At 67.1% G+C, this 23512-nt stretch carries 22 protein-coding genes and 2 riboswitches; of the genes, 15 read left to right on the forward strand and 7 right to left on the reverse strand.

Features of this window, described 5'->3' with window-relative positions:
• Window positions 1-45: 45 nt before the first annotated feature.
• The 4 genes from ACYVGY_RS06745 to ACYVGY_RS06760 form a co-directional block, all read right to left on the reverse strand.
• On the reverse strand, window positions 46-1629 hold the full coding sequence (locus ACYVGY_RS06745; protein ID WP_460456701.1) for an ABC transporter permease: 1584 nt from the start codon (window positions 1627-1629) through the stop codon (window positions 46-48).
• A 4-nt stretch (window positions 1630-1633) separates the two neighbouring features.
• Window positions 1634-2626 (reverse strand): extracellular solute-binding protein, encoded by a 993-nt coding sequence (locus tag ACYVGY_RS06750; RefSeq protein WP_460456702.1) that lies wholly within the window; start codon window positions 2624-2626, stop codon window positions 1634-1636.
• Window positions 2627-2713: 87 nt separating this feature from the next.
• Entirely contained in the window at window positions 2714-3148 is a 435-nt protein-coding gene (locus ACYVGY_RS06755) for an NfeD family protein (protein ID WP_460456703.1), read from the reverse strand.
• 1 nt (window position 3149) lies between these two features.
• Window positions 3150-4118 carry an SPFH domain-containing protein gene (locus ACYVGY_RS06760; protein WP_460456704.1) on the reverse strand — a complete coding sequence of 323 codons (969 nt, stop codon included), beginning with the start codon at window positions 4116-4118 and terminating at the stop codon, window positions 3150-3152.
• Window positions 4119-4266: 148 nt separating this feature from the next.
• Between ACYVGY_RS06760 and ACYVGY_RS06765 the strand changes: the two genes are divergently transcribed.
• The 6 genes from ACYVGY_RS06765 to dusB all read left to right on the forward strand — a co-directional run bounded on the left by ACYVGY_RS06765 (window position 4267) and on the right by dusB (window position 11949).
• Window positions 4267-6462, forward strand: coding sequence for a TonB-dependent receptor family protein (locus ACYVGY_RS06765; RefSeq protein ID WP_460456705.1), 2196 nt, complete (start codon window positions 4267-4269; stop codon window positions 6460-6462).
• 65 nt (window positions 6463-6527) lie between these two features.
• Window positions 6528-6623: riboswitch (yybP-ykoY riboswitch) on the forward strand.
• A gap of 93 nt (window positions 6624-6716) precedes the next feature.
• Window positions 6717-7283 (forward strand): TMEM165/GDT1 family protein, encoded by a 567-nt coding sequence (locus ACYVGY_RS06770; RefSeq protein WP_460456706.1) that lies wholly within the window; start codon window positions 6717-6719, stop codon window positions 7281-7283.
• Between the two features lie 76 nt (window positions 7284-7359).
• Entirely contained in the window at window positions 7360-8493 is a 1134-nt protein-coding gene (locus ACYVGY_RS06775) for a GGDEF domain-containing protein (protein ID WP_460456707.1), read from the forward strand.
• 67 nt (window positions 8494-8560) lie between these two features.
• On the forward strand, window positions 8561-9853 hold the full coding sequence (locus tag ACYVGY_RS06780) for a NupC/NupG family nucleoside CNT transporter (protein ID WP_460456708.1): 1293 nt from the start codon (window positions 8561-8563) through the stop codon (window positions 9851-9853).
• 91 nt (window positions 9854-9944) lie between these two features.
• The gene (locus ACYVGY_RS06785; protein WP_460456709.1) at window positions 9945-10913 is read left to right on the forward strand and encodes a PfkB family carbohydrate kinase; all 969 of its coding nucleotides are present in this window, start codon (window positions 9945-9947) and stop codon (window positions 10911-10913) included.
• Between the two features lie 37 nt (window positions 10914-10950).
• Complete coding sequence (dusB, locus tag ACYVGY_RS06790; RefSeq protein ID WP_460456710.1) at window positions 10951-11949, forward strand: tRNA dihydrouridine synthase DusB; 999 nt, start codon at window positions 10951-10953, stop codon at window positions 11947-11949.
• On the opposite strand, the gene ACYVGY_RS06795 is transcribed toward dusB, so the two are convergent.
• Window positions 11895-12956: a metal-dependent hydrolase gene (locus ACYVGY_RS06795; RefSeq protein ID WP_460456711.1), complete on the reverse strand. Its 1062-nt coding sequence runs from the start codon at window positions 12954-12956 to the stop codon at window positions 11895-11897. The two genes, dusB and ACYVGY_RS06795, sit on opposite strands and share 55 nt — an antisense overlap.
• 164 nt (window positions 12957-13120) lie before the next feature.
• Between ACYVGY_RS06795 and metK the strand changes: the two genes are divergently transcribed.
• The 6 genes from metK (at window position 13121) to ACYVGY_RS06825 (ending at window position 17543) form a co-directional block, all read left to right on the forward strand.
• Entirely contained in the window at window positions 13121-14350 is a 1230-nt protein-coding gene (gene metK / locus ACYVGY_RS06800) for a methionine adenosyltransferase (RefSeq protein WP_460456712.1), read from the forward strand.
• Window positions 14351-14528: 178 nt separating this feature from the next.
• Window positions 14529-14819, forward strand: coding sequence for a type II toxin-antitoxin system RelE/ParE family toxin (locus ACYVGY_RS06805; RefSeq protein ID WP_460456713.1), 291 nt, complete (start codon window positions 14529-14531; stop codon window positions 14817-14819).
• A gap of 38 nt (window positions 14820-14857) precedes the next feature.
• The gene (locus ACYVGY_RS06810; protein WP_460456714.1) at window positions 14858-15268 is read left to right on the forward strand and encodes an addiction module antidote protein; all 411 of its coding nucleotides are present in this window, start codon (window positions 14858-14860) and stop codon (window positions 15266-15268) included.
• Window positions 15269-15324: 56 nt separating this feature from the next.
• Entirely contained in the window at window positions 15325-15972 is a 648-nt protein-coding gene (locus ACYVGY_RS06815) for a CDP-alcohol phosphatidyltransferase family protein (protein ID WP_460456715.1), read from the forward strand.
• A complete protein-coding gene (locus tag ACYVGY_RS06820; protein ID WP_460456716.1) occupies window positions 15972-16568 on the forward strand; it encodes a lysophospholipid acyltransferase family protein in 597 nt (198 codons plus the stop codon). Before ACYVGY_RS06815 ends, ACYVGY_RS06820 begins: the two co-directional genes overlap by 1 nt.
• A gap of 9 nt (window positions 16569-16577) precedes the next feature.
• The gene (locus tag ACYVGY_RS06825) at window positions 16578-17543 is read left to right on the forward strand and encodes a phosphatidate cytidylyltransferase (RefSeq protein WP_460456717.1); all 966 of its coding nucleotides are present in this window, start codon (window positions 16578-16580) and stop codon (window positions 17541-17543) included.
• A gap of 51 nt (window positions 17544-17594) precedes the next feature.
• On the opposite strand, the gene ACYVGY_RS06830 is transcribed toward ACYVGY_RS06825, so the two are convergent.
• Window positions 17595-19484: a DNA/RNA helicase domain-containing protein gene (locus ACYVGY_RS06830; protein ID WP_460456718.1), complete on the reverse strand. Its 1890-nt coding sequence runs from the start codon at window positions 19482-19484 to the stop codon at window positions 17595-17597.
• A gap of 179 nt (window positions 19485-19663) precedes the next feature.
• Window positions 19664-19753: riboswitch (S-adenosyl-L-homocysteine riboswitch) on the forward strand.
• 71 nt (window positions 19754-19824) lie between these two features.
• Between ACYVGY_RS06830 and ahcY the strand changes: the two genes are divergently transcribed.
• Entirely contained in the window at window positions 19825-21249 is a 1425-nt protein-coding gene (ahcY, locus tag ACYVGY_RS06835) for an adenosylhomocysteinase (RefSeq protein WP_460456719.1), read from the forward strand.
• A 93-nt stretch (window positions 21250-21342) separates the two neighbouring features.
• On the opposite strand, the gene ACYVGY_RS06840 is transcribed toward ahcY, so the two are convergent.
• Window positions 21343-21897 carry a DUF3228 family protein gene (locus tag ACYVGY_RS06840; protein ID WP_460456720.1) on the reverse strand — a complete coding sequence of 185 codons (555 nt, stop codon included), beginning with the start codon at window positions 21895-21897 and terminating at the stop codon, window positions 21343-21345.
• Window positions 21898-22065: 168 nt separating this feature from the next.
• Between ACYVGY_RS06840 and metF the strand changes: the two genes are divergently transcribed.
• Window positions 22066-22890 (forward strand): methylenetetrahydrofolate reductase [NAD(P)H], encoded by an 825-nt coding sequence (gene metF / locus ACYVGY_RS06845; protein WP_460456721.1) that lies wholly within the window; start codon window positions 22066-22068, stop codon window positions 22888-22890.
• A gap of 21 nt (window positions 22891-22911) precedes the next feature.
• On the forward strand, window positions 22912-23499 hold the full coding sequence (locus ACYVGY_RS06850) for a DUF4124 domain-containing protein (protein ID WP_460456722.1): 588 nt from the start codon (window positions 22912-22914) through the stop codon (window positions 23497-23499).
• The last annotated feature ends 13 nt before the right edge of the window (window positions 23500-23512 follow it).

The following is a 23512-nucleotide window of genomic DNA, read 5'->3' on the forward strand; positions in this document are numbered from 1 at the left end:
CCGCCCGCGATCGTCGGCGCCGGAACGGCGTGCGCCCGCGTACGTTCAGCGCTGCTGACGCACCAGCCACCAAACCGGCAGCAAGCCGACCGCGCACAGCCACAGCGCCGGCCAGGCCGCCTCGGCCCACAGACCCTCGGTGGTGTAGCCATAGATGCGAACCGCCAGCGTGTCCCAACCGAAGGGGCGCAGCATCAGGGTGACCGGCAGCTCTTTAACCGTTTCCACCAACACCAGCAGCACCGCCGCCACCAGGCCCGGCCGCAGCAGCGGCAGGACGATGCGGCGCAGGCGCACGCCGGCGGGGACACCGAGTACGCGGGCGGACTCGAGCAGAGACGGCCGCAGCGTCTGGAACGCGGACTCGGTCGCCTCATGGCCCACGCGCAGGAAGCGCACGGACAGCGCCAGCAGCACCGCCACCAGGCTTGAACTCAGGGCCAGGCCGGACAGCCAGGGCCAACTGCGCTCGACGGCCACCAGCAGCCACATCGCGCCGACCGCCAGCACCGTTCCCGGCACCGCGTAGCCCAGTCCGGCCGTGAAGCCGGCCGCCTGGGCCACCCGATCACCGCCGCCCCGCCGACCCAGTAGCGTGAATGCCAGCGAGATCACCAGGACCAGCCCCGCCGCCATCGCCGCCAGCAGCGCCGTGTTGAGCGCCGGCATGCCGACTTCGGGCAACACTGTTCGCGACTGCCAGGACCAGACCAGCAACTGCGCCACCGGCACCAGGAAGCCAAGCGCGACCACCAGCGCCGCCAGCGCCGACACCGTGCGCCCACGCCAGCCCGGCAAGGGTCGACGCGGCGGCGGCATCAGCTGCTTGCCGGCGTGACGGCCGCGGCCGCGACCCAGCCGCTCCAGCACCAGCACCAGTGCGACCAGGCCCACCATCGCGCAGGCCAACTGCGCGGCCGCGGTGAGTGAGTACAGCCCGAACCAGGTCTTGTAGATCGCCGTGGTCAGGGTGTCGACGCCGAGAATGCTGACCGCTCCGAAATCCGCCAGCGCCTCGAGCATCACCAGGCTGAGGCCCGCCACCCAGGCCGGTCGCGCCATCGGCAGTGCCGCATGCACGAAGGCCGAAAGCGGCCCGTGGCCGAGCGAACGCGCGGCGTCCATGGCCGCACTGCCCTGGCGCAGGAACGCGGCGCGCACGAGCAGGAAGATATAGGGATAGAGCACCAGCGACAGCACCGCGGCGGCGCCGGGCACGCTGCGCAACTCCGGAAACGCGCTCGCCGTCAGCCCGAGCGCGCGCCAAGCCTGCTGCAGCGGCCCGGCATAGTCCGTCAGCCCCACGTAGACGAAGGCAACGACGTAGCCGGGCAGCGCCATCGGCAGCACCAGCGCCCAGTCGAACAGGCGCCGTCCCGGGTAGTCATAGCGCGCGCTGGCCCAGGCAAAACCGACGCCCGGCAGCAGCGCGAACACGGCGATCAAGCCCAGCAGCGCCAGCGTGTTTCGAACCGCCTCGGGCAGCACCTGCGCGAATAGATGCGGCCACACGTCCGGCGCCGGCGTCGCGAAAGCGCTCACCAGCCACAGCGCCGGCAACAGCAAGGGCAGCGCCAGCAACCAGGCCAGCACCCGCGGCCAGGCGGTGCGCAAAGCGCCTCGGCTCATGCGGTCAACGCCAGCCGGCGCGATCCATCAGTTTGACGGCTTCGGCCTGACGCTGGCCCGCGACCGACACGTTCACCGGATCCGCCTTGAACGGCCCCCAGGCGGCGACTACCGGATCGAGCGCCACGCCCGGACGCGCCGGGATTTCGAAGTTGATGCTGGCGAAATCAGCCTGCACCGATTCCGAGGCCAGCCACTCCAGGAACTTGCGGGCCTCATCTTTCTGCTTCGACGCCGCAACGATGCCGGCGCCCGATACGTTGACGTGGGCGCCGACGCCGTTCTGGTTGGCCCAGAACACCTGCACCGGGAACGCGGGGTCATCGTGCTGCAGTCGGCCCAGGTAATAGGTGTTGATGATGCCGACGTCGCACTGGCCGGCGGCGATCGCCTTGGCCAGCAGGGTGTCGTCGGCGAAGGGCGCGGTAGCCAGGTTGGCGACCCAGCCGCGCACGACGGTCTCGGTGTAGTCCACGCCAATGCGCTCGAGCAGGGTCGCGACCAGCGACTGGTTGTAGACCTTCTTCGACGAGCGCAGGCACAGGCGGCCGCGCCACTTGTTTCGCGCCAGGTCGCCAATGCCCGACAGCTCGGACGGATCCACGCGCTCGGTGGAATAAACGATGGTGCGGGCGCGCTGCGACAGCGCGAACCAACGACCCTGGGGATCGCGCAGGTGGGCGGGAATCGCCGCTTCCAGCGCCGGCGACTGCACCGGGGCCAGCAGGCCGCGTTCGGCCGCCTGCCACAGGCTGCCCGCGTCCACCGCCATGAACAGGTCGGCGCGGGTGTTGTTGCCTTCCGCCGCGAGCCGCTCGATCAGCACGGGCGCGCCGTCGGACAGCAGTTCGATACGGGTGCCGGTTTCGCGCTCGTAGCGTTCGAACAGCGGCTTGACCAGCGGCTCCTTGCGCTCGGTGTAGACGACCAGTTCCGCCGCGTACACGGCCGGGGCCAGCAGGCTGGCCAGCAGAAGGGAAAGCGTCAGGCGGGTCATGGTCGTGCTCCGGGCGGGCAGGTCAGGGAATGATAATGATTCTCATCCTACCCGCAAGCCGCCGCGCTGGCGAGCGCCAGTCGCCGTTCAGTCGGCAGCGACTACCTGCAGCGACATGTTGTCGGCGCCGATCACGCGCACGCGGCGCCCCTGCGGCAGGTCCGGGCCTTCAGCGGACCAGAAGGCATCGCCGATCTTGAGGCGGCCACGGCCGTCCACGATGGCCTGGTCGAGCACGAACACCTGCCCGACCAACTGCGCGCCGCGCCGATTCAGCAGCGGCTGGTCGCTGGGCTTCTCGCGACCGCGGAAATAGGTCACGTACACCCCGATCGACACGAACGAAAGCACGATGAAAGCCGTGGCCTGCCAGACCGGCGCCAGGTCAGGCACCCCCAGCATCACCAGGAACATCACCGCCGCGGCGAAACCCAGCCACAGCAGGAACACGCCCGGCGCCAGCGTCTCGGCCGCCATCAGCGCCAGCGCCAGGCTGGCCCAGACAATCAGTGCCGTGCGCATATCAGCCTCCGATCCGCGGCGGCGGCGTCGGCTTCGGGGCGGGCTTGGCGGGCGCGCCGCCGTTGCCCAGGCCGAAGCTTTCCTTGGCCAGCTCGGCAATGCCGCCTAGCGAGCTGATGATGCCGGTGGACTCCATCGGCATCATCACGAACTTCTGGTTCGGCGCTTCGGCCAGCGCCTTGAACGCCTCGATGTACTTCTGTGCGACGAAGTAATTGATCGCCTGCACGTTGCCGTTGGCAATGGCCTCGGACACCATCCGCGTCGCGTTCGCCTCGGCCTCGGCCAGGCGCTCACGCGCCTCGGCGTCGCGGAACGCGGCTTCGCGCTTGCCTTCGGCCTCCAGGATCGCGCCCTGCTTCTCGCCTTCGGCCCGCAGGATTTCCGAGGCGCGGTGGCCCTCGGCTTCCAGGATGTTGGCGCGCTTTTCGCGCTCGGCTTTCATCTGGCGCGCCATCGCGTCCACCAGGTCGCGCGGCGGCTGGATGTCCTTGAGCTCGATGCGGTTGACCTTGATGCCCCAGGGATGCGTGGCCACGTCCACCACGGTGAGCAGCTTGGCGTTGATCTCGTCGCGCTTGGACAGCGACTCGTCCAGGTCCAGCGAGCCGATCGAGGTGCGGATGTTGGTCATCACCAGCGCAATGGTGGCCTGCTCGAGATTCGACACCTCGTAGGCGGCCTTGGCCGCGTCAAGCACCTGGAAGAACACCACGCCGTCCACCTTCACCACCGCGTTGTCGCGGGTGATGACGTCCTGCGAAGGCACCTCGAGCACCTGCTCCATGACGTTGACCTTGCGGCCGACCGTCTGGATCACCGGCATCAGGAAGTGCAGGCCGGGCGACATGGTGTGGGTGTACTTGCCGAAGCGCTCGACGGTCCATTCGTAGCCCTGGGGAACCATGCGCACCGTCTTGATAAGAACGATGACGCCAGCAATCAGGATGATGATGGTCAGGATTTCCAAGATGCCGCACTCCCCCGGGGACAGGGCCTCAGTGTAGGCACGGGCGGGGCACTTATCCGTATTGCGAATCATTCTCGCTTGCAGTACCATTTTCCCTGTTACGGCGTCTTGCCCTCCTTATTTACCCAGCTCCCGGAATTTCCGCCCAATGTCGCCCACCCTGCGTCTCGCCATCTCGCTCGCCCTGCTGCCCACTGCCGCCTTTGCTTCCGGCGCCCCCGCCACGGAGCTCGCGCGCCTGGACAGCGTCAACGTCTTCGGCACCGCCGACGACGCCCAGAAGGCCGCCGGCTCGGCGCACTACATCGACCAGAAAACGCTGGATCGGTTCAACTACCGCGACATCAACCGGGTGCTGCGCCAGGTCCCCGGCGTGTACCTGGTTGAGGAAGAAGGCCATGGCCTGCGCCCGAACATCGGCATCCGGGGCTCGGGCACCGATCGCAGCAGCCGGATCACGCTGATGGAAGACGGCGTCCTGATCGCGCCGGCGCCCTACGCGGCACCCTCGGCCTACTATTTCCCGACCATGACGCGCATTGATGCGGTCGAGATCCGCAAGGGCTCTTCGGCGATCCAGGCCGGCCCGCGCACCACCGGTGGCGCGATCAACCTGATTTCCACCCCGATCCCAGCTGACACCAGCGGTGAGCTCGACCTGTCCTACGGCTCGGACGCGACCGTGCTCGGACATGCCTGGGCCGGCGCGATGGGCGAACGCTTCGGCGGCATGATCGAAGCGGTGCGCCAGTCCAGCGACAGCTACAAGCAGATTGACGGCGGCGGCGGTGCCGGCTACGACCTCGACGACGTCGTCGCCAAGCTGCGATGGGTCAGCGCGCCGGACGCCGGCGTCTACCAGCAGCTCGACCTCAAGCTCAGCCGCACCACCCAGGACAGCAACGAGACCTACCTGGGCCTGACCGACGCCGACTTCCGCGCCGACCCCAACCGCCGCTACGCCGCCTCGCGCCTGGACAACATCCAGACCGAGCACGAGCTCTACGAGCTGCGGCACCTGATCGAGCTGGGCGAGAACGCCACGCTGAGCACGATCGCCTACCGCACCGAGTTCGCGCGCAACTGGTTCAAGCTCAACGACGTACTCAACCCGGGCACCGGCGGCTACGTCGGCATCGGCACCATTGTCGACGATCCGACCACCTGGGCTGACCAGTACAACTGGCTGACCGGCGGCGACAGCCCGGACGACGCCCTGCGCCTGCGCAACAACAACCGCAGCTACTACGCCCAGGGCCTGCAGACGGTGCTCGGCACGCGCTTCGCCGCCGGCCAGGCCGAACACGCGCTGGAAGTGGGCTTGCGCGTTCACCGCGACCAGGAAGACCGCTACCAGAACGACGACCGCTTCCGCATGCAGGGTGGCCAACTGATGCTGACCCGCGACGGCGCGCCCGGCTCCCAGGACAACCGCGTCGGTGATGCCGAGGCCTTGTCCCTGTTCGTGCACGACAGCATCAGCTTCGGCAAGTGGATACTCACCCCGGGCGTGCGCTACGAGCGCATTGACCTGGCCAGCACCCGCTACTCCACCGCCACCGGCCTGCGCGACGTGGTGCTGTCGAAAGTGGAAACCGAAGTGGACGAAGTCATCCCCGGCTTCGGCGCCACCTATCTGTACAGCGATGCGCTGACCCTGTTCGCCAGCATGCACCGCGGCTTCAATCCGCCGGGCCCGGCCTCGGGCTCACTGTCCGAGAAGAGCGTGAACGGCGAGTTCGGCCTGCGCTGGAACCAGAACGGCCTGGGCGCGGAGCTGGTCGGCTTCATCAACGATTATTCGAACCTGGTCGGCACCTGCACCGCGTCCAGCGGCGGCAACTGCAGCCTGGGCGACCAGTTCGACGGCGGCGAAGCGCGCGTCAGCGGCCTCGAGGCCAGCCTGAACTACGACTTCAATCCAGGCGGCGGCGTGTCGGTGCCGTTCGCGCTGGCCTACACCTACACCCACGCCGATTTCCGCAACAGCTTCGTGTCCGACTTCGACGAATGGGGCGACGTCACCAGCGGCGACCGCCTGCCCTACCTGCCCGAGCACCTGGTGCACGCCGAAATCGGCCTGGTCGGCAACCGCTGGCGCCTGGGCCTGGCCGCGAATTACCTCGACGACATGCGCACCGAGGCCGGCACCGGCGCCGGCGAGCGCACCGACTCGGCCCTGGTCTGGGACCTGACCGGCGGCTACCAGCTCAACGACCGACTGGAGCTGTACGGCCGGATCGAAAACCTGTCGGACGAAACCTACATCGTCGCCCGCCGCCCCGCCGGCGCCCGCCCCGGCCAGCCTCGCAGCGCCTTCATCGGCCTCCGCGCCACCTTCTAACCAACCCCCACGCCCTCCCTGCTCCCACGACCCCCTGGGAGGACATGGGATACAATCGGCGCGCTTTCCCTGGCTTCGGGGAGTAGCCCAGGCCCTTCGGGCCGCCTCGCATCAACATACTTGGCGATCGCCATGGTGCGCGGGCAAAGCTCCGGCTTTGCGGGCAAGACCGAAGGCCAGCGCGTCGCGAACCCGGGCCGGGACGCGAGGCGCCGGCCTTCGTCCAAACCGCGTCCCGGCCCCGGAGTCTTTGCTTGGACGCTTTCTATATTTCCACCCTCGCCGTCGCCATCGCCGAAATCGGCGACAAGACCCAGCTGCTCGCGCTGATGCTGGCGGCGCGCTATCGCAAGCCCTGGCCGATCATCGCCGGCATCCTGGTCGCCACCCTGGCCAACCATGGCCTGGCCGGCGCACTCGGGGCCTGGGTCACCGCTTTCGTCAGTCCGGGGGTCATGCGCTGGGCCGTCGTGCTGTCCTTCGTCGCCGTCGCACTGTGGGCGCTGGTGCCGGACAAGCTCGAGGACGACGAAGTCAAAACGCCGCGCTTCGGCGCGTTCCTGGCCACCACGATCGCCTTCTTCATCGTCGAGATCGGCGACAAGACCCAGGTCGCGACCGTGGTGCTAGCGGCGCAGTACTCGCCGCTCTGGCAGGTGGTCGCCGGCACCACCCTGGGCATGGCGGTGGCCAACGTGCCGGTGGTGCTGCTGGGCACGAAGTTCGCCGCCAAGCTGCCGCTCAAGGCCGCGCGCTGGGCGGCGGCCGCACTGTTCGCCGCCCTGGCGCTGTGGGTGGCATGGCGCGGCCTGCCGGGCTGAACTGCTGACCGGCCTGACAGCACGCGGGCTGCCCGGCTATGCTCCGGGCTCTTCCTGACAGGCCACGACCCCCGGCGTGAGTACCCTGCGCGAAACCATCAATGACCTGTCGGCCTCGCTGCGCGAGCCGCCAGACGAAATCCTGCTCGAAGTCGGCGCGGGCGGCGAACTGCTGGTCGCCCACCTGCGCGTCGGCGTGGCGTCGCTGCTGTTGCTGCTGCCGCTGGTGAACCTGATGACCGGCGGCACGCTCCACGAGTCCATCGCCGGCCTGGCCGGTGCCGGCCTGGCGCTGGCCCTTAGCCTGCTATGGCGACGCCTGGCCCAGCGCCCGCGCCGGGTCGAGGGCCTGGCCATCCTCACCGCCGCCTCCGACGTCACCATGGTCACCCTGGTGCTGGTTCTGCTTTCGATGGAATCGCCGGTGGCCTTGGTCAACAGCGCCGTGGTCTGGTGCTGCTACGCGCTGGCTATCGTCGCCACCGCCCTGCGCCACGATGTGCGGGTGACCCTACTGGCCGGCCTGCTGGCCGTGGTGCAAACCGCCCTGCTGTGGGCGGCGGTGGTGACCGTCGTGGACGAGCCGCTGGTCTCCGCCGTCTATGGCACGGTCAGCACCGCCACCCAAATCCAGCGACTGGTCCTGCTGGTGGCCATCACGATGGTGACGGCCATGGTGGTCTTCCGGGCCCAGCGCCTGACCCAGTTTTCGGCCACCGATGGCCTCACCGGCCTGCCCAACCGCAGCTACCTCAACACGCGCGTGCCGCAGCAGATCCGCGATGCCCGCGCCCAGGGCCACACCGTCAGCCTGGCCCTGATCGACCTGGACAACTTCCGCCATATCAACGCCGAACTGGGCCACCTGGCCGGCGATCGCGCCCTGCGCCACGCGGTTAAGGTGCTGCGCAACGAACTGGGCCGCGAGGAGCCGATGATCCGCGCCGGCGGCGAGGAGTTCGTGCTGCTGCTGCGGCTGCCGATCGGGGCGGCCTGGGAACGAATGGAGGTGCTGCGGCGCAAGCTCGAGGCCGAGCCCTTCCTGCCCGGGCCCGGCGTAGAGCCGCGCCGGCTCACGCTCAGCGCCGGCCTGGCCAGCTGCCCGCAGGACGCCAACGACCTCTCGGGCCTGATGAAGCGGGCCGACCAGCGCCTGCAGGTGGCCAAGCAAGCGGGCCGGAACCGGGTGGTGGTGCGCGACGAGGGCTGATTCCGCCTTGCCCGCGCGGGGGGGCCTGCTCTACCCTGCCCCATCGCCACGGGGGTTCCGCCGCTCAATGATCACCAGCATTCTTTTCGGCCTCTTCGGCCTGTCCGTCCTGATCTTCATCGCCTGGCTGTTCTCCAACAATCGCGGCGCGGTGGACTGGCGGCTGGTGCTCACCGGCATCTCTTTGCAGATCGGCTTCGCCGCGCTGGTGCTGCTGGTGCCCGGCGGACGCGACGTGTTCGACGCCCTGGGCAACGGCTTCGTCAGGATCCTGAGCTTCGTCAACGAAGGCTCGAAGTTCATCTTCGGCAGCCTGATGGACGTGGAAACCTACGGCTTCATCTTCGCCTTCCAGGTGCTGCCGACCATCATCTTCTTCGCGGCGCTGATGGGCGTGCTCTACCACCTGGGCGTGATGCAGTTCATCGTGCGCATCATGGCGCTGGCCATCACCAAGGTGATGAAAGTTTCCGGCGCCGAGACGACCAGCGTCTGCGCCAGCGTCTTCATCGGCCAGACCGAGGCGCCGCTGACCGTGCGCCCCTACATCGGCCGCATGACCGAGTCGGAGCTGATCACGATGATGATCGGCGGCATGGCCCATATCGCCGGCGGCGTGCTGGCGGCCTACGTCGGCATGCTCGGCGGCGGTGACCCGGTCGAGTCGGCCTATTACGCCAAGCACCTGCTGGCCGCCTCGATCATGGCGGCGCCCGCCACCCTGGTGATCGCCAAGCTGCTGATTCCGGAAACCGGCAATCCGCTCACCCGCGGCACGGTGAAGATGGAAGTCGAGAAGAACACCAGCAACATCATTGACGCGGCCGCAGCCGGCGCCGGCGATGGCCTGCGGTTGGCCCTGAACATCGGCGCGATGCTGCTGGCCTTCATCGCCCTGATCGCGATGCTGAACTGGCCGCTGACCTGGATCGGTGAAGTGACCGGCCTGGCCGAAGCGCTCGGCCGCCCGACCGACATGGCGACCCTGCTCGGCTACGTGCTGGCCCCGATCGCCTGGGTGATCGGCGTGCCGTGGCAGGACGCGACCACGGTGGGCGGCCTGATCGGCCAGAAGATCGTGCTCAACGAGTTCGTCGCCTACCTGCAGCTCGCGGAAATCGTGAACGGCAACGTCGAGGGCGTGACGCTGACCGACCAGGGCAAGCTGATCGCCACCTATGCGCTGTGCGGCTTCGCCAACTTCAGCTCGATCGCGATCCAGATCGGCGGCATCGGCGGCCTGGCCCCGGAGCGTCGCCAGGACCTGGCCAAGTTCGGCCTGCGCGCCGTGCTGGGCGGCACCTTGGCCACCTTCATGACCGCCACCATCGCCGGCGTCCTGACCAGCCTCGGCGCCTGAAGGATTTTGTAGGAGGGCCTTCAGGCCCGAAGCCCTTCGCCAAAAGCTTCGGGCCTGAAGGCCCTCCTACAGGTGACGCGGGAGAAATGGAATGTCGAGGGTTGTCGTGGTGGGTTCCTACAACCAGGACTTCGTCTGGTCCACCGACGAACTCCCGGTGCCTGGCGCCACACGCCTGGGCAGCTTCGCCAGCGGACCCGGCGGCAAGGGCTTCAACCAGGCCGTCGCCGCCGCGCGCGCTGGCGCCGGCACCCGCTTCATTACCGCGCTTGGCGCCGACAACACCGCAGCCGGTGCGCGAACGTTGGCCACGGCCGAAGGCATCGCGCTGCACGACCAGGTCCACCCCGATCTGGCCAGCGGCACCGCCGGCATCTTCGTGGACGCAGCCGGACGCAATGTGATCGTGGTGGCGCCCGGCGCCAACGCCGCGCTCGGCGCCGACTTCGTGCGGTCGCAGGTGGACGCCTTCCGCGGCGCGCGCGTGGTGCTGGCCCAGTTGGAGGTCAATGCCGAGGCGGTGCAGGCCGCGCTCGACGCCGCGGGCGACGTCGGCGCACTCGCCATTCTCAACCCCGCCCCAGCCAATGCCTTGACCACCGACGGCCTGCTCGACGCCGCCGACGTGCTGACACCGAACGAAACCGAGTTCACCGCGATGCTGGCCCGTCATGCGGACCAAACGGTGGATCCCGATGCCCTGGTGTCGATGCCGGATGCGGCGCTGCACACCCTGTGCCGGCGCCTCGCCCCGCGCGCCACGGTCGTGCTGACCTTGGGTGCCGCCGGCGCCTTCGTCTCCCACGGCGACCAGCAGCGCGGCGACCCGGTCGCCGCCTATCGCCTGCCGGCCGAGCAAGCGAATACCGTGGACACCACCGGCGCTGGCGACGCCTTCAGCGGCGCCCTGGCGGCGGCCCTGGCCCAGGCCGGCCGCGACCAGCCCTTCGCCGATGCCCTGCGCTTCGCCGCCCGCTTCGCCGCCCTGTCCACCGAACGCCCCGGCGCCGCCCTGGCCATGCCCCGCCACGCCGACGTGCTGGCCCGTTTCGGGACCTGATGTCGCCGTTCCAGCGGGGCGGCTAGAATGCCGCCCCATGCAGATTGGCCCCCATCGCATCGAGCCCCGCGTGGTGCTGGCCCCCATGGCCGGCGTCACCGACAAGCCGTTCCGGATGCTGTGCAAGCGACTGGGCGCCGGCCTGTGCGTGTCCGAGATGACCATCTCGAACCCCAAGCTATGGCACACCAACAAGTCCCAGCACCGCATGGACCACAGCGGCGAGCCCGACCCGATCAGCGTGCAGATCGCCGGCACCGACCCGGCCATGCTGGCCGAGGCCGCGCGCTACAACGTTGACCATGGCGCCCAGCTGATCGACATCAACATGGGCTGCCCGGCCAAGAAGGTCTGCAACACCTGGGCCGGCTCGGCGCTGATGCGCGACGAGGCGCTGGTGGCGCGCATCCTCTCGGCCGTGGTGGCTGCCGTCGACGTGCCGGTGACGCTTAAGATCCGCACCGGCTGGGCCGCCGACCAGAAGAACGCGCTCAGCATCGCCCGCATCGCCCAGGACAGCGGCATCGCCTCGTTGGCCGTCCACGGCCGCACCCGCGACCAGCACTACACCGGCCAGGCCGAGTACGACACCATCGCCGCGGTCAAGACCGCGCTGCAGATCCCGGTGCTGGCCAACGGCGACATCGACTCGCCGGAGAAAGCCGCCTTCGTGCTCAGGTACACCGGCGCCGATGCAGTGATGATCGGTCGCGCCGCGCAGGGCCGGCCCTGGATCTTTCGCGAGATCGCGCACTACCTGGCCACGGGCGAAAAGTTGGCCGCGCCCACGCTGCAGGAAGTACGCGACGTGCTGCTGGGCCACCTCGCCCACCTGCACCTGTTCTATGGCGAAGTCGCCGGCGTGCGCATCGCGCGCAAGCACCTGGGCTGGTACGCGAAGGACCGGCCGGAAAACGCCGCCTTCCGCGCCGTGGTGAATCGTGCCGACAGTGCCGACGGCCAGCTGGCGCTGACCCGGGACTACTTCGACGCGCTGGTTGCCGGGGTTCCGTCCGGACTGTCCGACGCCGCCTGATCGGCCGGCATCGTCCAGATCCGGTCCCACATCTGCGACAGCCGCCGGCCCGCTTCCCAGGGCCAGGCGATCTGCTGTGGTTCGATCGGGCGCCAGCCCAGGCCTTCGCGCTCGGCCACCACGAAGCGGAAGCTGTAGTCGGGTTCCGCGCCCATGCGCAGGTCACTGAGCACCAGCCGGCGCTCGCGTACTTCGGCCTTCATGAATCCGTGGTTGAACCACAGCAATCGCTGCACGGACGGGTAGTCGCCGACCCGCGCCAGGGTCTCGGCGTCGGAGGGGTGGAACTGGAACCGCATGGGCCCGGCATCGGCGACCAGCGAGCGCTCGCCCTCCAGGAAACCATCGGGCGTCATCACCACCACCCGCCACAGCAGCGTATTGAACGGCATCGGTACCGAGAACCGCGGCGCCTCCTGCAGCCCCATCCCGGCCAGCGTGCGCGTGGCTTCGCGGTCCACCAGCGCCTTGGCCGCCAAGGACCAGCCGGCGTAGGCGGTGCTCAGCGTCAGGCCGATCACCAGCGCGCGCCGGGCGCCCTCGCGCTCGCGCCAGCGCCAGGCCAGCATGACGCCCAACAGCAGCGGCAGCGTGTAAAGCGGATCGATGATGAACAGGCTCGACCACATCGCCGGCGAGACCGGAATCGGCCACCACAGCTGGGTGCCGTAGACGGTGAACGCGTCGAGCAGGGGGTGCGTCACCAGCGCCAGCGCGATGGCGGCGAACCAGCGCCCCGGCGACTGCGCCACCCGTCCGCCGGACGCCCGGAACCCGGCCCAGATCAGCGCCGCCAGCGGCAGCAGCACAAACAGCGAGTGCGAGGGCCCGCGGTGCCAGGTCATCATCTCGACCGGATCCAGGCCCAGCGGCAGCATCACGAACGAGTCCAGGTCGGGCAGCGTGCCTAGCGCCGCGCCGGCCAGCAGCGCCGCACGCCGATGTGCGGCCGGGGCCACGGCCGCGGCGAGCGCACCGCCGAGTACTATCTGGGAAAGTGAATCCATGTTTGGATCCTAGCCGAGCACCGTGTGGGCGCCGCGTCAGGACCCTGACAGCCGGCTTAACCCGCTGGCAACATGGGCGGGCGCAGGATGCACCCCGGGTCAGGGGCGTGTATCATTCCCGCCCCCACCCATCCTTTCATCTCAATCAAGGGATATAAGCGACGATGTCCAGCTACCTCTTCACTTCCGAGTCGGTTTCCGAAGGCCACCCGGACAAGCTCGCCGACCAGATCTCCGACGCCGTCCTCGACGCGATCCTCGCGCAGGACAAGCGTGCGCGCGTCGCTTGCGAAACGATGGTCAAGACCGGCGCGGCGATCGTTGCCGGCGAAGTCACCACCACCGCCTGGGTGGACATCGAAGAACTCGCCCGCAAGGTCATCAACGACATCGGCTACGACAATTCGCGCGTCGGCTTCGACGGCCACACCTGCGCCATCATCAACATGCTGGGCAAGCAGTCGCCCGACATCGCCGCCGGCGTGGACGGCAGCAAGAAGAAGGCCAAGAAGCCGGAAGAACAGGGCGCGGGCGACCAGGGCCTGATGTTCGGTTACGCCTGCAACGAAGCCCCGGAATTCATGCCGGCGCCGATCTACTACTCGCACCGTCTGGTCGAGCAGCAGGCCAAGGTGCGCAAGAACGGCAAGCTCAAGTGGCTGCGCCCGGACGCCAAGTCGCAGGTGACGCTGCGCTACGACGGCAACAAGATCGTTGGCCTGGACGCCGTGGTGCTTTCCACCCAGCACGATCCTGAAATCAAGCAAAAGGACCTGGTCGAGGCCGTCTACGAGCACGTGCTCAAGCCGGTGCTGCCCAAGGAATGGCTCAAGGCGCTGCCGAAGTCGAAGATCCACATCAACCCGACCGGCATCTTCGTGATCGGCGGCCCGGTGGGCGACTGCGGCCTGACCGGCCGCAAGATCATCGTTGACACCTACGGCGGCATGGCCCGCCACGGTGGCGGCGCGTTCTCGGGCAAGGATCCGTCCAAGGTCGATCGTTCGGCCGCCTACGCCGCGCGCTACGTCGCCAAGAACATCGTCGCCGCCGGCCTGGCCGACAAGTGCGAAGTGCAGGTTTCCTACGCCATCGGCGTGGCCGAGCCGACTTCCATTTCGGTCACCACCTTCGGCACCGGCAAGATCAGCGACGAGAAGATCGAGAAGCTGATCCGCGCCCACTTCGACCTGCGCCCGTACGGCATCACCAAGATGCTCGACCTGCTGCACCCGATCTACCAGCGCACGGCAGCCTACGGCCACTTCGGCCGCAAGCCCAAGGAAGTCACCTACACCGACGGCAGCGGCAAGCAGCACTCCGCCACCGCCTTCTCCTGGGAAAAGACCGACCGCGCCGAAGCCCTGCGCAAAGCCGCCGGCCTCAAGAAGTAACCCCCCCATGTAGGAGGGCCTTCAGGCCCGAAGCTCCACCCAAACGGGCCGCGAAAGCGGCCCGTTTCTATTAGGCCCCTGCCCGCCACCCTCCACGGCTTCCGTGAGCCGTTTCCCGACCCCGACAGCAGCAAATCCCGCATCGCTCGATATGTATCCTTTCGGATACATTTAATGCATGCTCGAGGTCGAGCAATCCGAACGTTACGAAACATGGATTTCCACCCTGCGCGATCGCAACGCAGTCGCCATGGTGAGTACGCGAATAGAACGCATCAGAATGGGGCTGCTGGGTGATGTGAGATCCGTCGGTTCCGGAGTCAGCGAATTGCGCATCGACTACGGCCCGGGATACCGGGTGTACTTCACGTGGCGAGGGAAGACGCTGATTTTGCTGCTGTGCGGCGGCGACAAGGCAACGCAATCGAGCGATATAAAGACGGCGAAACAAATGGCCGCCGAACGCTAGCCGTCAGGCACTCAAACGATGATCGGAGTCTAGAAGAAATGCCTCTCAAGACCATGCCCTACGACCCGGCGAAGTACCTGGATACAGACGAAGCTATCGCTGTGTTCCTGATGGATGCCTTCGAGTCGGGGCACGATGGCGTCTTCCAGAATGCGCTGCAGATTGCCGCCAAGGCACGCGGGATGACAGAAGTCGCGCGAACGGCGGGAGTCGGCCGTGAAAGCCTGTACAAAGCGCTCCAGGATGAGGCGCAGCCTCGTTTCTCGACCGTAACGAAAGTGCTGGGTGCACTTGGAGTAGAACTCGCCATCGTCGCAAGGCAGAAGTCACCGGCGAATATGCGGACAGCCCGTCGAGGGACGAAGCTCATCCCGGCAGCCGAGGTCATGGCAGGTCTTGAGGCTCAACTGGCCGCAGCAAAGGCGAAGGCGAAAACCAAGCAGGCCTGATCGCCGTAGTCCTACCCGACTATCGCGCCGCCGCCCCAATCTGGCATCTTGCACGCATGCCCAGCCCCGCCGAATCCCGCCGCCCCCTCGCCACCCGCAGCGCCGGCTGGGCCAAGGCCTTGGCCGCCGCACTGGCCAAGGCCCGCGTCAGCCCGGATCTGATTTCCGCCATCAGCATCCCCATCGCCTTCGCGGGCATGGCGGCCTTGCTGCACCTGCCCGGCCCCGCCGGCCCGCTGCTGTGCGCCCTGGCCGTACAGCTGCGGCTGCTGTGCAACCTGCTCGACGGCATGGTGGCGGTGGAAGGCGGCTTGGGCGGCCCGACCGGCCCGCTTTGGAACGAACTGCCCGACCGCATCGCCGACTCGGTGTTCATCGTCGCGCTGGGCATGGCGGCCGGTGAGCCGATCCTGGGCTGGGCCGGTGCGCTGCTCGCCGCAGTCACGGCCTATATCCGCACCACCGGCGGCGCGCTGGGCTTCGCGCAGGATTTCAGCGGCCTGCAGTCCAAGCCCAGGCGCATGTTCGTGATGACGGTGGGCTGCCTCGTGGCGGCCGCCGCGCCCTGGTGGCCGGATGCCTGGTATGCGTTGCTCGTGGCGGCGTGGATCATCCTGGTGGGCTCGGCGCTCACCTGCGTCACCCGCACGTTGAGGATCGCGCGCCAGCTGCGCGAGCGCGCGGCAGCGGCGGGCAAGCACTGATGCTCGGCACCCCGCTCATCCTGCTGCTGCGCGGCCTGGTCGGCGCCAGCCCGCGCTGGCTCGGCTGCCAGCCGCTGCCCAACACGCGCATCTATTTCGCCAACCACACCAGCCACCTCGATACCCCGGTGCTGTGGTCCGCCCTGCCCGGCTACCTGCGGCGCATCACGCGCCCGGTGGCGGCGAAGGATTACTGGGGCAAGCCGGGCCTGCGCAAATGGTTCGCCGACAGCACCTTCCGCGCCCTGCTGATTGACCGCGAGCGCGGCGACCCGGACGCCGATCCGCTGGCGCCACTTTCGGAAGCGCTGAACAACGGCGACTCACTGATCCTGTTCCCCGAAGGCACCCGCCGCGGCGAACACCTGCCGGCCGAGTTCAAGAGTGGCCTCTACCACCTGGCCATGCGCCACCCCGACGTGGAGTTGATTCCGGTGTACCTGGAAAACCTCTACCGCTCCATGCCCAAGGGCGCCCACATCCCGGTGCCGCTGACCTGCGCGGTGCGCTTCGGCGCCCCGCTTTCCCACGTGGCCGGCGAAAACAAGGCGGCGTTTCTTGAACGCGCCCGCGCCGCCGTCGTCGCCCTGGCCTGAGGCCTGCTGATGCCCTCGCTCGAACTGAACTTCGACAACCCCATCCTGCAGCTGCTTAGCGGCGTGGTGATCCTGCTGGTCATCGCCTCCCTGATCGGCGGCGTGCTGCAGTGGCGGCTGCGCGGCCGCAGCAGCCCTACCATCACCAACCTCAACCAGCGCATCGCGGCCTGGTGGTGGATGGTGGCCGTGCTGGCCACGTGCTTCTGGCTGGGCGCCGGCGCCACGGTGGTGCTTTTCGCCTTCGCCTCGCTGGTGGCCCTGCGCGAGTTCGTCACCCTCACCCCCACCCGCGCCGGCGACCACTGGGCGCTGGTGGCCTCGTTCTACCTCCTGCTGCCCGTGCAGTACTGGCTGATCTACAGCGACTGGTACGGCCTCTTCGCCATCTTCCTGCCGGTGTACGGCATGCTGTCGCTGCCGGTGCTGGCCGCGCTGCAGGGCGACACCGACAACTTCCTCGAGCGCACCACCAAGCTGCAGTGGGGCGTGCTGATTACCGTGTACTTCATCAGCTACGCCCCGGCCTTGCTGCTGCTCGATCTTGAAGGCGGCATGGCCCAGAACCTGATGCTGCTGTTCTACCTGCTGCTGGTGGTGCAGATCAGCGACGTATTGCAGTACGTGGTGGGCAAGCTGTTCGGCAAGACCAAGCTGGCGCCGAAGGTCAGCCCGTCCAAGACCGTGGAAGGACTGGTGGGCGGCGGTGCGTTGGCGGTGGGCGTGGGTACGACGCTTTACTGGGCCACGCCGTTCACCCCGCTACAGGCCGCGGCCATGTCCACGGTGATCGTGCTGGCCGGGTTCCTGGGCGGGCTGGCGCTGTCGGCCGTGAAGCGAAGCCTGGGCGCGAAGGACTGGGGGCAGATGATTGAGGGCCATGGCGGGATGCTGGATCGGCTGGATTCGGTGTGCTTCGCGGCACCGGTGTTTTTCCATCTTTGCCGGTATTTCTTCCAAGTACCGACAACGTAATTGTTGTGCGCGATGGATTGCCCGCCACAGTGCTCCGGCCTGGGGCACTAGCTACGGCGTTCCGGACTTTGCTGTACTCAAGAAGGGCCTGGCTAGGGCGCGGAAATATTCGCGGGTTTGCGCGTCCGTGCAGTACACGAAGCAACCCTTCATGCCTCGCGTCATCAGGGTGCGATAGGTGTTCCGGATGATTCGATCCAAATGCTCCGCGGTGGCCTTGGGGTCCACGACAGCACGCTTCTTCCAGCCTCGGACCGAACGGTCATGCTTCGAACGGCCCGAGACATCCGTCGTCAGGCATCCGTTCCGGAATAGAAGATCGGGGCCGACTATCACACCCACGTAGTCGACCTCTAGCCCCTGGCACGTGTGAATGCAGCCTACTTGCGCCACCGAATGCGGTGCAATGATCCACAGGCTCTCGTCGGAAGTCAGGTTCCACTGCCGTGCGTACTGGTGTTCGGGGATAAGTATGTCTTGCTGATCGGGGTTGTTCTTACTGACCCAGTTCCAGCAATAGCCGGCGACGACTCGCGCCCGATTGTTTGTGTTGCGCTCCTCAATCATCCGATGCATCTCAACCGGTGAGTCAACGACCTGAAAATCGAACGCCCCAGGCGTCATGTCGACAGGCCCTTCCGTGATCCCCAAGGCAGAGTCGAGCCAGCCGATATACCCGTCTGACCCTGCGCAGCGAAACTGAGACGCAAGCGAGTGACGGCTGACTGTAGCCTTCGCCGCCCGCGCCCACTTTTCAATCTCTGCGCCTGTCCCGATGTCGGACAGCGTTACCATCTGGCGGTCATCGACGAAAAAGATGCTGCAGTGGCTCGCGGCGATCAACTCTTTGATCTGGTTCTCGCCAAGATTTCCATAGAAGCCTGACTTCTCGTTGAGTCGATGCGACTCATCGACTACCAATGTGTCGAATGTATCGGCCGGAACGTCATAGAAGCTCGGCCCGCCGAAGAAACCGCGGATTTCAGAGACCCGGAAACTGCCGCTTAGCTTCGTCTCGTAGACCCGTCGTGGCGCGGCGTTCTTTGAAATGTACTTTACCAATTGACCTTGACTTGTCAGGCGAGCAAGCAGGTTTATCGCGACTACCGACTTTCCGGTGCCTGGGCCGCCGTCGATGATAACGACTCGCTTTTGACCGGCACATGCAGCGCGCGCAGCGGCCAACGCATGCTCATGAACGACCTTTTGGTCATCTACGAGCACGAACTCCTCGTTGCCGCGCAACATTCCGTCCAGGCTGTCCGAAAGAATCTTTGATGGCCGAATCCTGCCGTTTTCGATCTCGATGAGGAGCCGACCACTGTCTCCTCGAGACAGCTTTCCACGCACGAATTCCCGAAGGCGAAGCAGTTCCGCCTCGCCCTTCAAAAACACCGGCGCGCGATCAAGATAAGTCTGGTAATTGGCGTGGGTAATTACGCCGTCGTTGCCGTAGTTGTGCAGGTAGGCACAAGGCACCAGTCCAATCGCCGGGTCGTGCGCTGCCTCATTGAATCCGCGCATCAAGGCGGCATAGGACCATGCTTGATAGCTCGGGTGGGTGCCCTCGGTTTCAGAGCGCCCGCCACGTCGCGCAATGACCAAGCCATCCTTGTCGCTGAGCTTCGCGGCTGACCACTGCTTGAGTTCGACTATGATCAGATTCGCCGCATCCGTCGAGTCTCGCCCGGATATCAGGAAATCAATCCGTTTGCTCGACTGTGGAATGCCGTATTCGATCGCAACGCCCACATCGTCGGGAATAGCCTTGTCCCCGAGCACCTTGGCCATGTACGGAAGTGAGTTCTGCCATGCGCGGATCTCAGCTTCGGCGGCTCTCCGTCCAGTGCGGGCTGTGAACCCTTGCGACACGACGTCTTCGATCATGCGATCGCGCATGTCGTTCAGAAAACCGTCTTTGGTCGACTGATAGATCAGCATCCGCCATCCCCCCCCCGAAAGCCCAAAAGCTAACCCCGTACACTGGCATAGCACCACGACTGGGCCTATCCGGGCCACTCACCCTCATTCATCCCCCCATCGCGAACAAGCGATATAATGTCGGCCGGCCCTGAGACGGGCCCGCACCCCCGGCAGCCGCCCCGCGGCCCGCCGGACCCTCCGCCGAGGGGCGCTGCAAGCCCGGCCCGCCCCGCGCGGACAAGGGATCAGGCTCGGCGAAGGCTCCGTACCAACCGCGCCCGTTACTTTGAGACAGCCTTCGGGGCTGAAGCCCCTCCTACAGGGGTCCCGGGCGTTTCGATAACAACGGAGCTATTCAATGAATGCTGTCGTAAACCTCAAGAACGACTACAAGGTCGCCGATATCTCCCTGGCCGATTTCGGCCGCAAGGAGCTCGACATCGCCGAGCACGAGATGCCGGGCCTGATGTCCATCCGCAAGAAGTACGCCGCCGCCAAGCCGCTCAAGGGCGTGCGCGTCACCGGCTCGCTGCATATGACCATCCAGACCGGCGTGCTGATCGAAACCATGAAGGACATCGGCGCCGACGTGCGCTGGGCCTCGTGCAACATCTTCTCCACCCAGGACCATGCCGCGGCGGCGATTGCCAAGACCGGCACCCCGGTGTTCGCCTGGAAGGGCGAGACGCTGGAGGAGTACTGGGACTGCACTCTGGACGCGCTCACCTTCCCGGGCGGCAAGGGCCCGCAGCTGGTCATTGACGACGGCGGCGACGTGACCCTGCTGATCCACAAGGGCTATGAGCTGGAAAAGGGCGACGACACCTGGGTCAACTCGGCCTCGGGCAGCCACGAAGAGCAGGTCATCAAGAACCTGCTCAAGCGCGTTGCGCGCGAGCGCCCGGGCTTCTGGACCAACGTGGTGAAGGACTGGAAGGGCGTCTCGGAAGAGACCACCACCGGCGTCCACCGCCTCTACCAGATGCTCGAGCAGGGCAAGCTGCTGGTGCCGGCCATCAACGTCAATGACTCGGTCACCAAGTCCAAGTTCGACAACCTCTACGGCTGCCGCGAGTCGCTGGCCGACGGCCTCAAGCGCGCGCTGGACGTGATGCTGGCCGGCAAGGTGGCCGTGGTTTGCGGCTACGGCGACGTGGGCAAGGGTTCCGCGGCCTCGCTGCGCAACTACGGCGCCCGCGTCGTGGTCACCGAGATTGATCCGATCAACGCCCTGCAGGCGTCCATGGAAGGCTTCGAGGTCAACACCGTCGAGTCCACCCTGGGCCGTGGCGACATCTACGTCACCACCACCGGCAACAAGGACGTGCTGACGCTCGAGCACATGTCGAAGATGAAAGACCAGGCCATCGTCTGCAACATCGGCCACTTCGACAACGAGATCCAGGTCGAGAAGCTCAACACCTCGGGCGCCGAGCGCCTGAACATCAAGCCGCAGGTGGACAAGTACACCTTCAAGAACGGCAACGCGATCTACCTGCTGGCCGAAGGCCGCCTGGTGAACCTGGGCTGCGGCACCGGCCACCCGAGCTTCGTGATGTCGAACTCGTTCGCCAACCAGACCCTGGCCCAGATCGAGCTGTGGAGCAATAAAGACAAGTACGAGAACAAGGTCTACATCCTGCCCAAGAAGCTGGACGAGGAAGTGGCCCGCCTGCACCTCGAGAAGATCGGCGTGGTGCTGACCGAGCTGACCACCGACCAGGCCGAGTACCTGGGCGTGTCGAAGGAAGGCCCGTACAAGCCGGAGCACTACCGCTACTGATGGCTCGGGCCTGAGGGCCCGGCTACCGGCGGCATAGGACGGGCACCTTCGGGTGCCCGTTTTTTTGGGCGCTTATGCGGTAGGTGGGACGGCCTAGCGCCAGTTCGCGTGTTGCGACCAGAAGGCGACGCTGCGGCGGTAGGCGTCACGATCCAGGGGCACGCCGGAGCCGCCCTCTTCCACCCCCAGCGCATTGCGCAGCATGGTGATCGGCACCATCGGGATTTCTTCGGGCTGCATCGTGTACAGGCAGCCGACGATGCCCCAGTCGGCCTCGATCACGGTGCCCTCCTTGGCCAGCTGCTCGCGGCTGTAGAGGATGGGCACCAGGTAGGCGGCGACCGGCGGCTGCAGGCCTTCGAACCAGCGCACGAGCACCGGCAGCTCTTCGCGGGTGCGAGCCTCGTAGGCGCTGCGCAGCTGATGGCGGTTGGCGTCCGTGATCGGAATCACCGAGCACTTGGTGGATGTCCAGTTGCGGTGCACATGCAGGCGACAAAAGGGCGCGTAGCCGGGCAGGTCGCGCTCGGGCGCTTCGGCGTTCAGGCGTTCGACGAACTGGGCTGCGCTGATGTCCTGGATGGCGGTGCTGCGGCCGTCGGCGGGGAACAGGCGCCGGCTGGCGAACGTGGTCATGGCGATGCGCATGGCGCCATTGTGCCGACATCCGGCCCGAAAAATCCCTGTAGGAGGGCCTTCAGGCCCGATGCTCTTCGGCGAAAGGCATCGGGCCTGAAGGCCCTCCTACAGGGGTGCCGGCGGTTCCTTTCATCCGGATAGAGCGATATAGTCCGGACATTCGCCCAAGGTATCGCCATGCCCCAGCTCAGCTTCGAGTTCTATCCGCCCAAGACCGACGAGCAGCGCCTGCAGCTCGACCGCACCGTGACCAAGCTCAAGCGGCATTCCCCGCGGTTCGGGTCGGTGACCTTCGGCGCCGGCGGCTCCACCCTGTCCTATACCGGTGAAACCGTGCGGCGGCTGCGCGAACACCACGGCCTCAACGGCGTGCCGCACCTGAGCTGCGTCGGCGGTACGCGCGAGGAAATCCGGCAGCTGCTGGGCGAGTACAAGGCCCAGGGCTGCGACCGCGTGGTGGCCCTGCGTGGCGACCTGCCCTCGGGCATGGCCCGGCCGGGCGACCTGCACTACGCCGCCGACCTGGTGCGCTTCATCCGCTCGGAGTTCGGCGACCATTTCCATATCGAAGTCGGCTGCTACCCCGAGACGCATCCACAGGCCGAAGACGCGCTGACCGACCTGCGGCGCTTCAAGGAAAAGATCGATGCCGGCGCCAACTCCGCCATCACCCAGTACTTCTTCAACGCCGATGCCTACTTCCGCTTCGTCGAGGACGTGCGCCGGATCGGCCTGGACGTGCCGGTGATCCCGGGCATCATGCCGATCTCGAACTTCACCCAGCTGCGGCGCTTTTCCGAAGCCTGCGGCGCCGAGATCCCGCGCTGGATCGGCAAGCGCATGCAGGCCTACGGCGACGACGTCGAGGCAGTCCGTGAATTCGCGGCCGACGTGGTGGCGGCGATGTGTCGGCGCCTGGTCGACGGCGGCGCACCCGAGCTGCACTTCTACACGCTGAACCTGGCCCGCCCGACCGAAGCAGTCATTTCCCGCCTCGGCTGAGCTTCGCGCTAGTCTGCCGGCATGCGTCTGCTGCTGCCCACCGCCCTGTTGCTCCTGCTTGCCTTGCCCGCACCCGCGCCGGCGCAGGGCGTGAAGCGCTGCACCGACGCCCAGGGCAACACCGTCTATACCGACCGCAGCTGCGCCAGCCTCAACGCCGTGCCCAAAGGCGTGCCGGCGCCGGCGGGTGGCGCCCGAGCGTCGGGCTTCGCACCGCGGGGCTGCGCCCGCAGCGCCGACGATCTGGCCATGGGCGTGCGCACCGCGCTCGAGGCGCGCGACGTGAACCGGCTGGCCAGCTACTACCACTGGACCGGCACCGGCAGCGGCAGCGGCCGGCGGGTGATGGACGCCCTCGAAGCCATCGCCAAGCGCCCGCTGGTGACGGTTGAACTGGCCTATGCGGCTGAGCCGGAGGCGCTGGACCCCTTGCTGGCGATCGGCCCGGCGCCCGCCAGCATCGACGTCCCTGGCGAAGCCCGCGGGGCAGCGCGGCCCCGCCCCATCGCGCTTGATGTCGAGCAGATGGCCGGCGACCGCGACGCCGGCAGCCGCAGCACCCGCTTCCGCCTGCATCGCAACGTGGGCTGCTGGTGGCTCGAGCTCTGACGCGGCATTCCGG

The organism is Arenimonas alkanexedens, assembly GCF_054781355.1.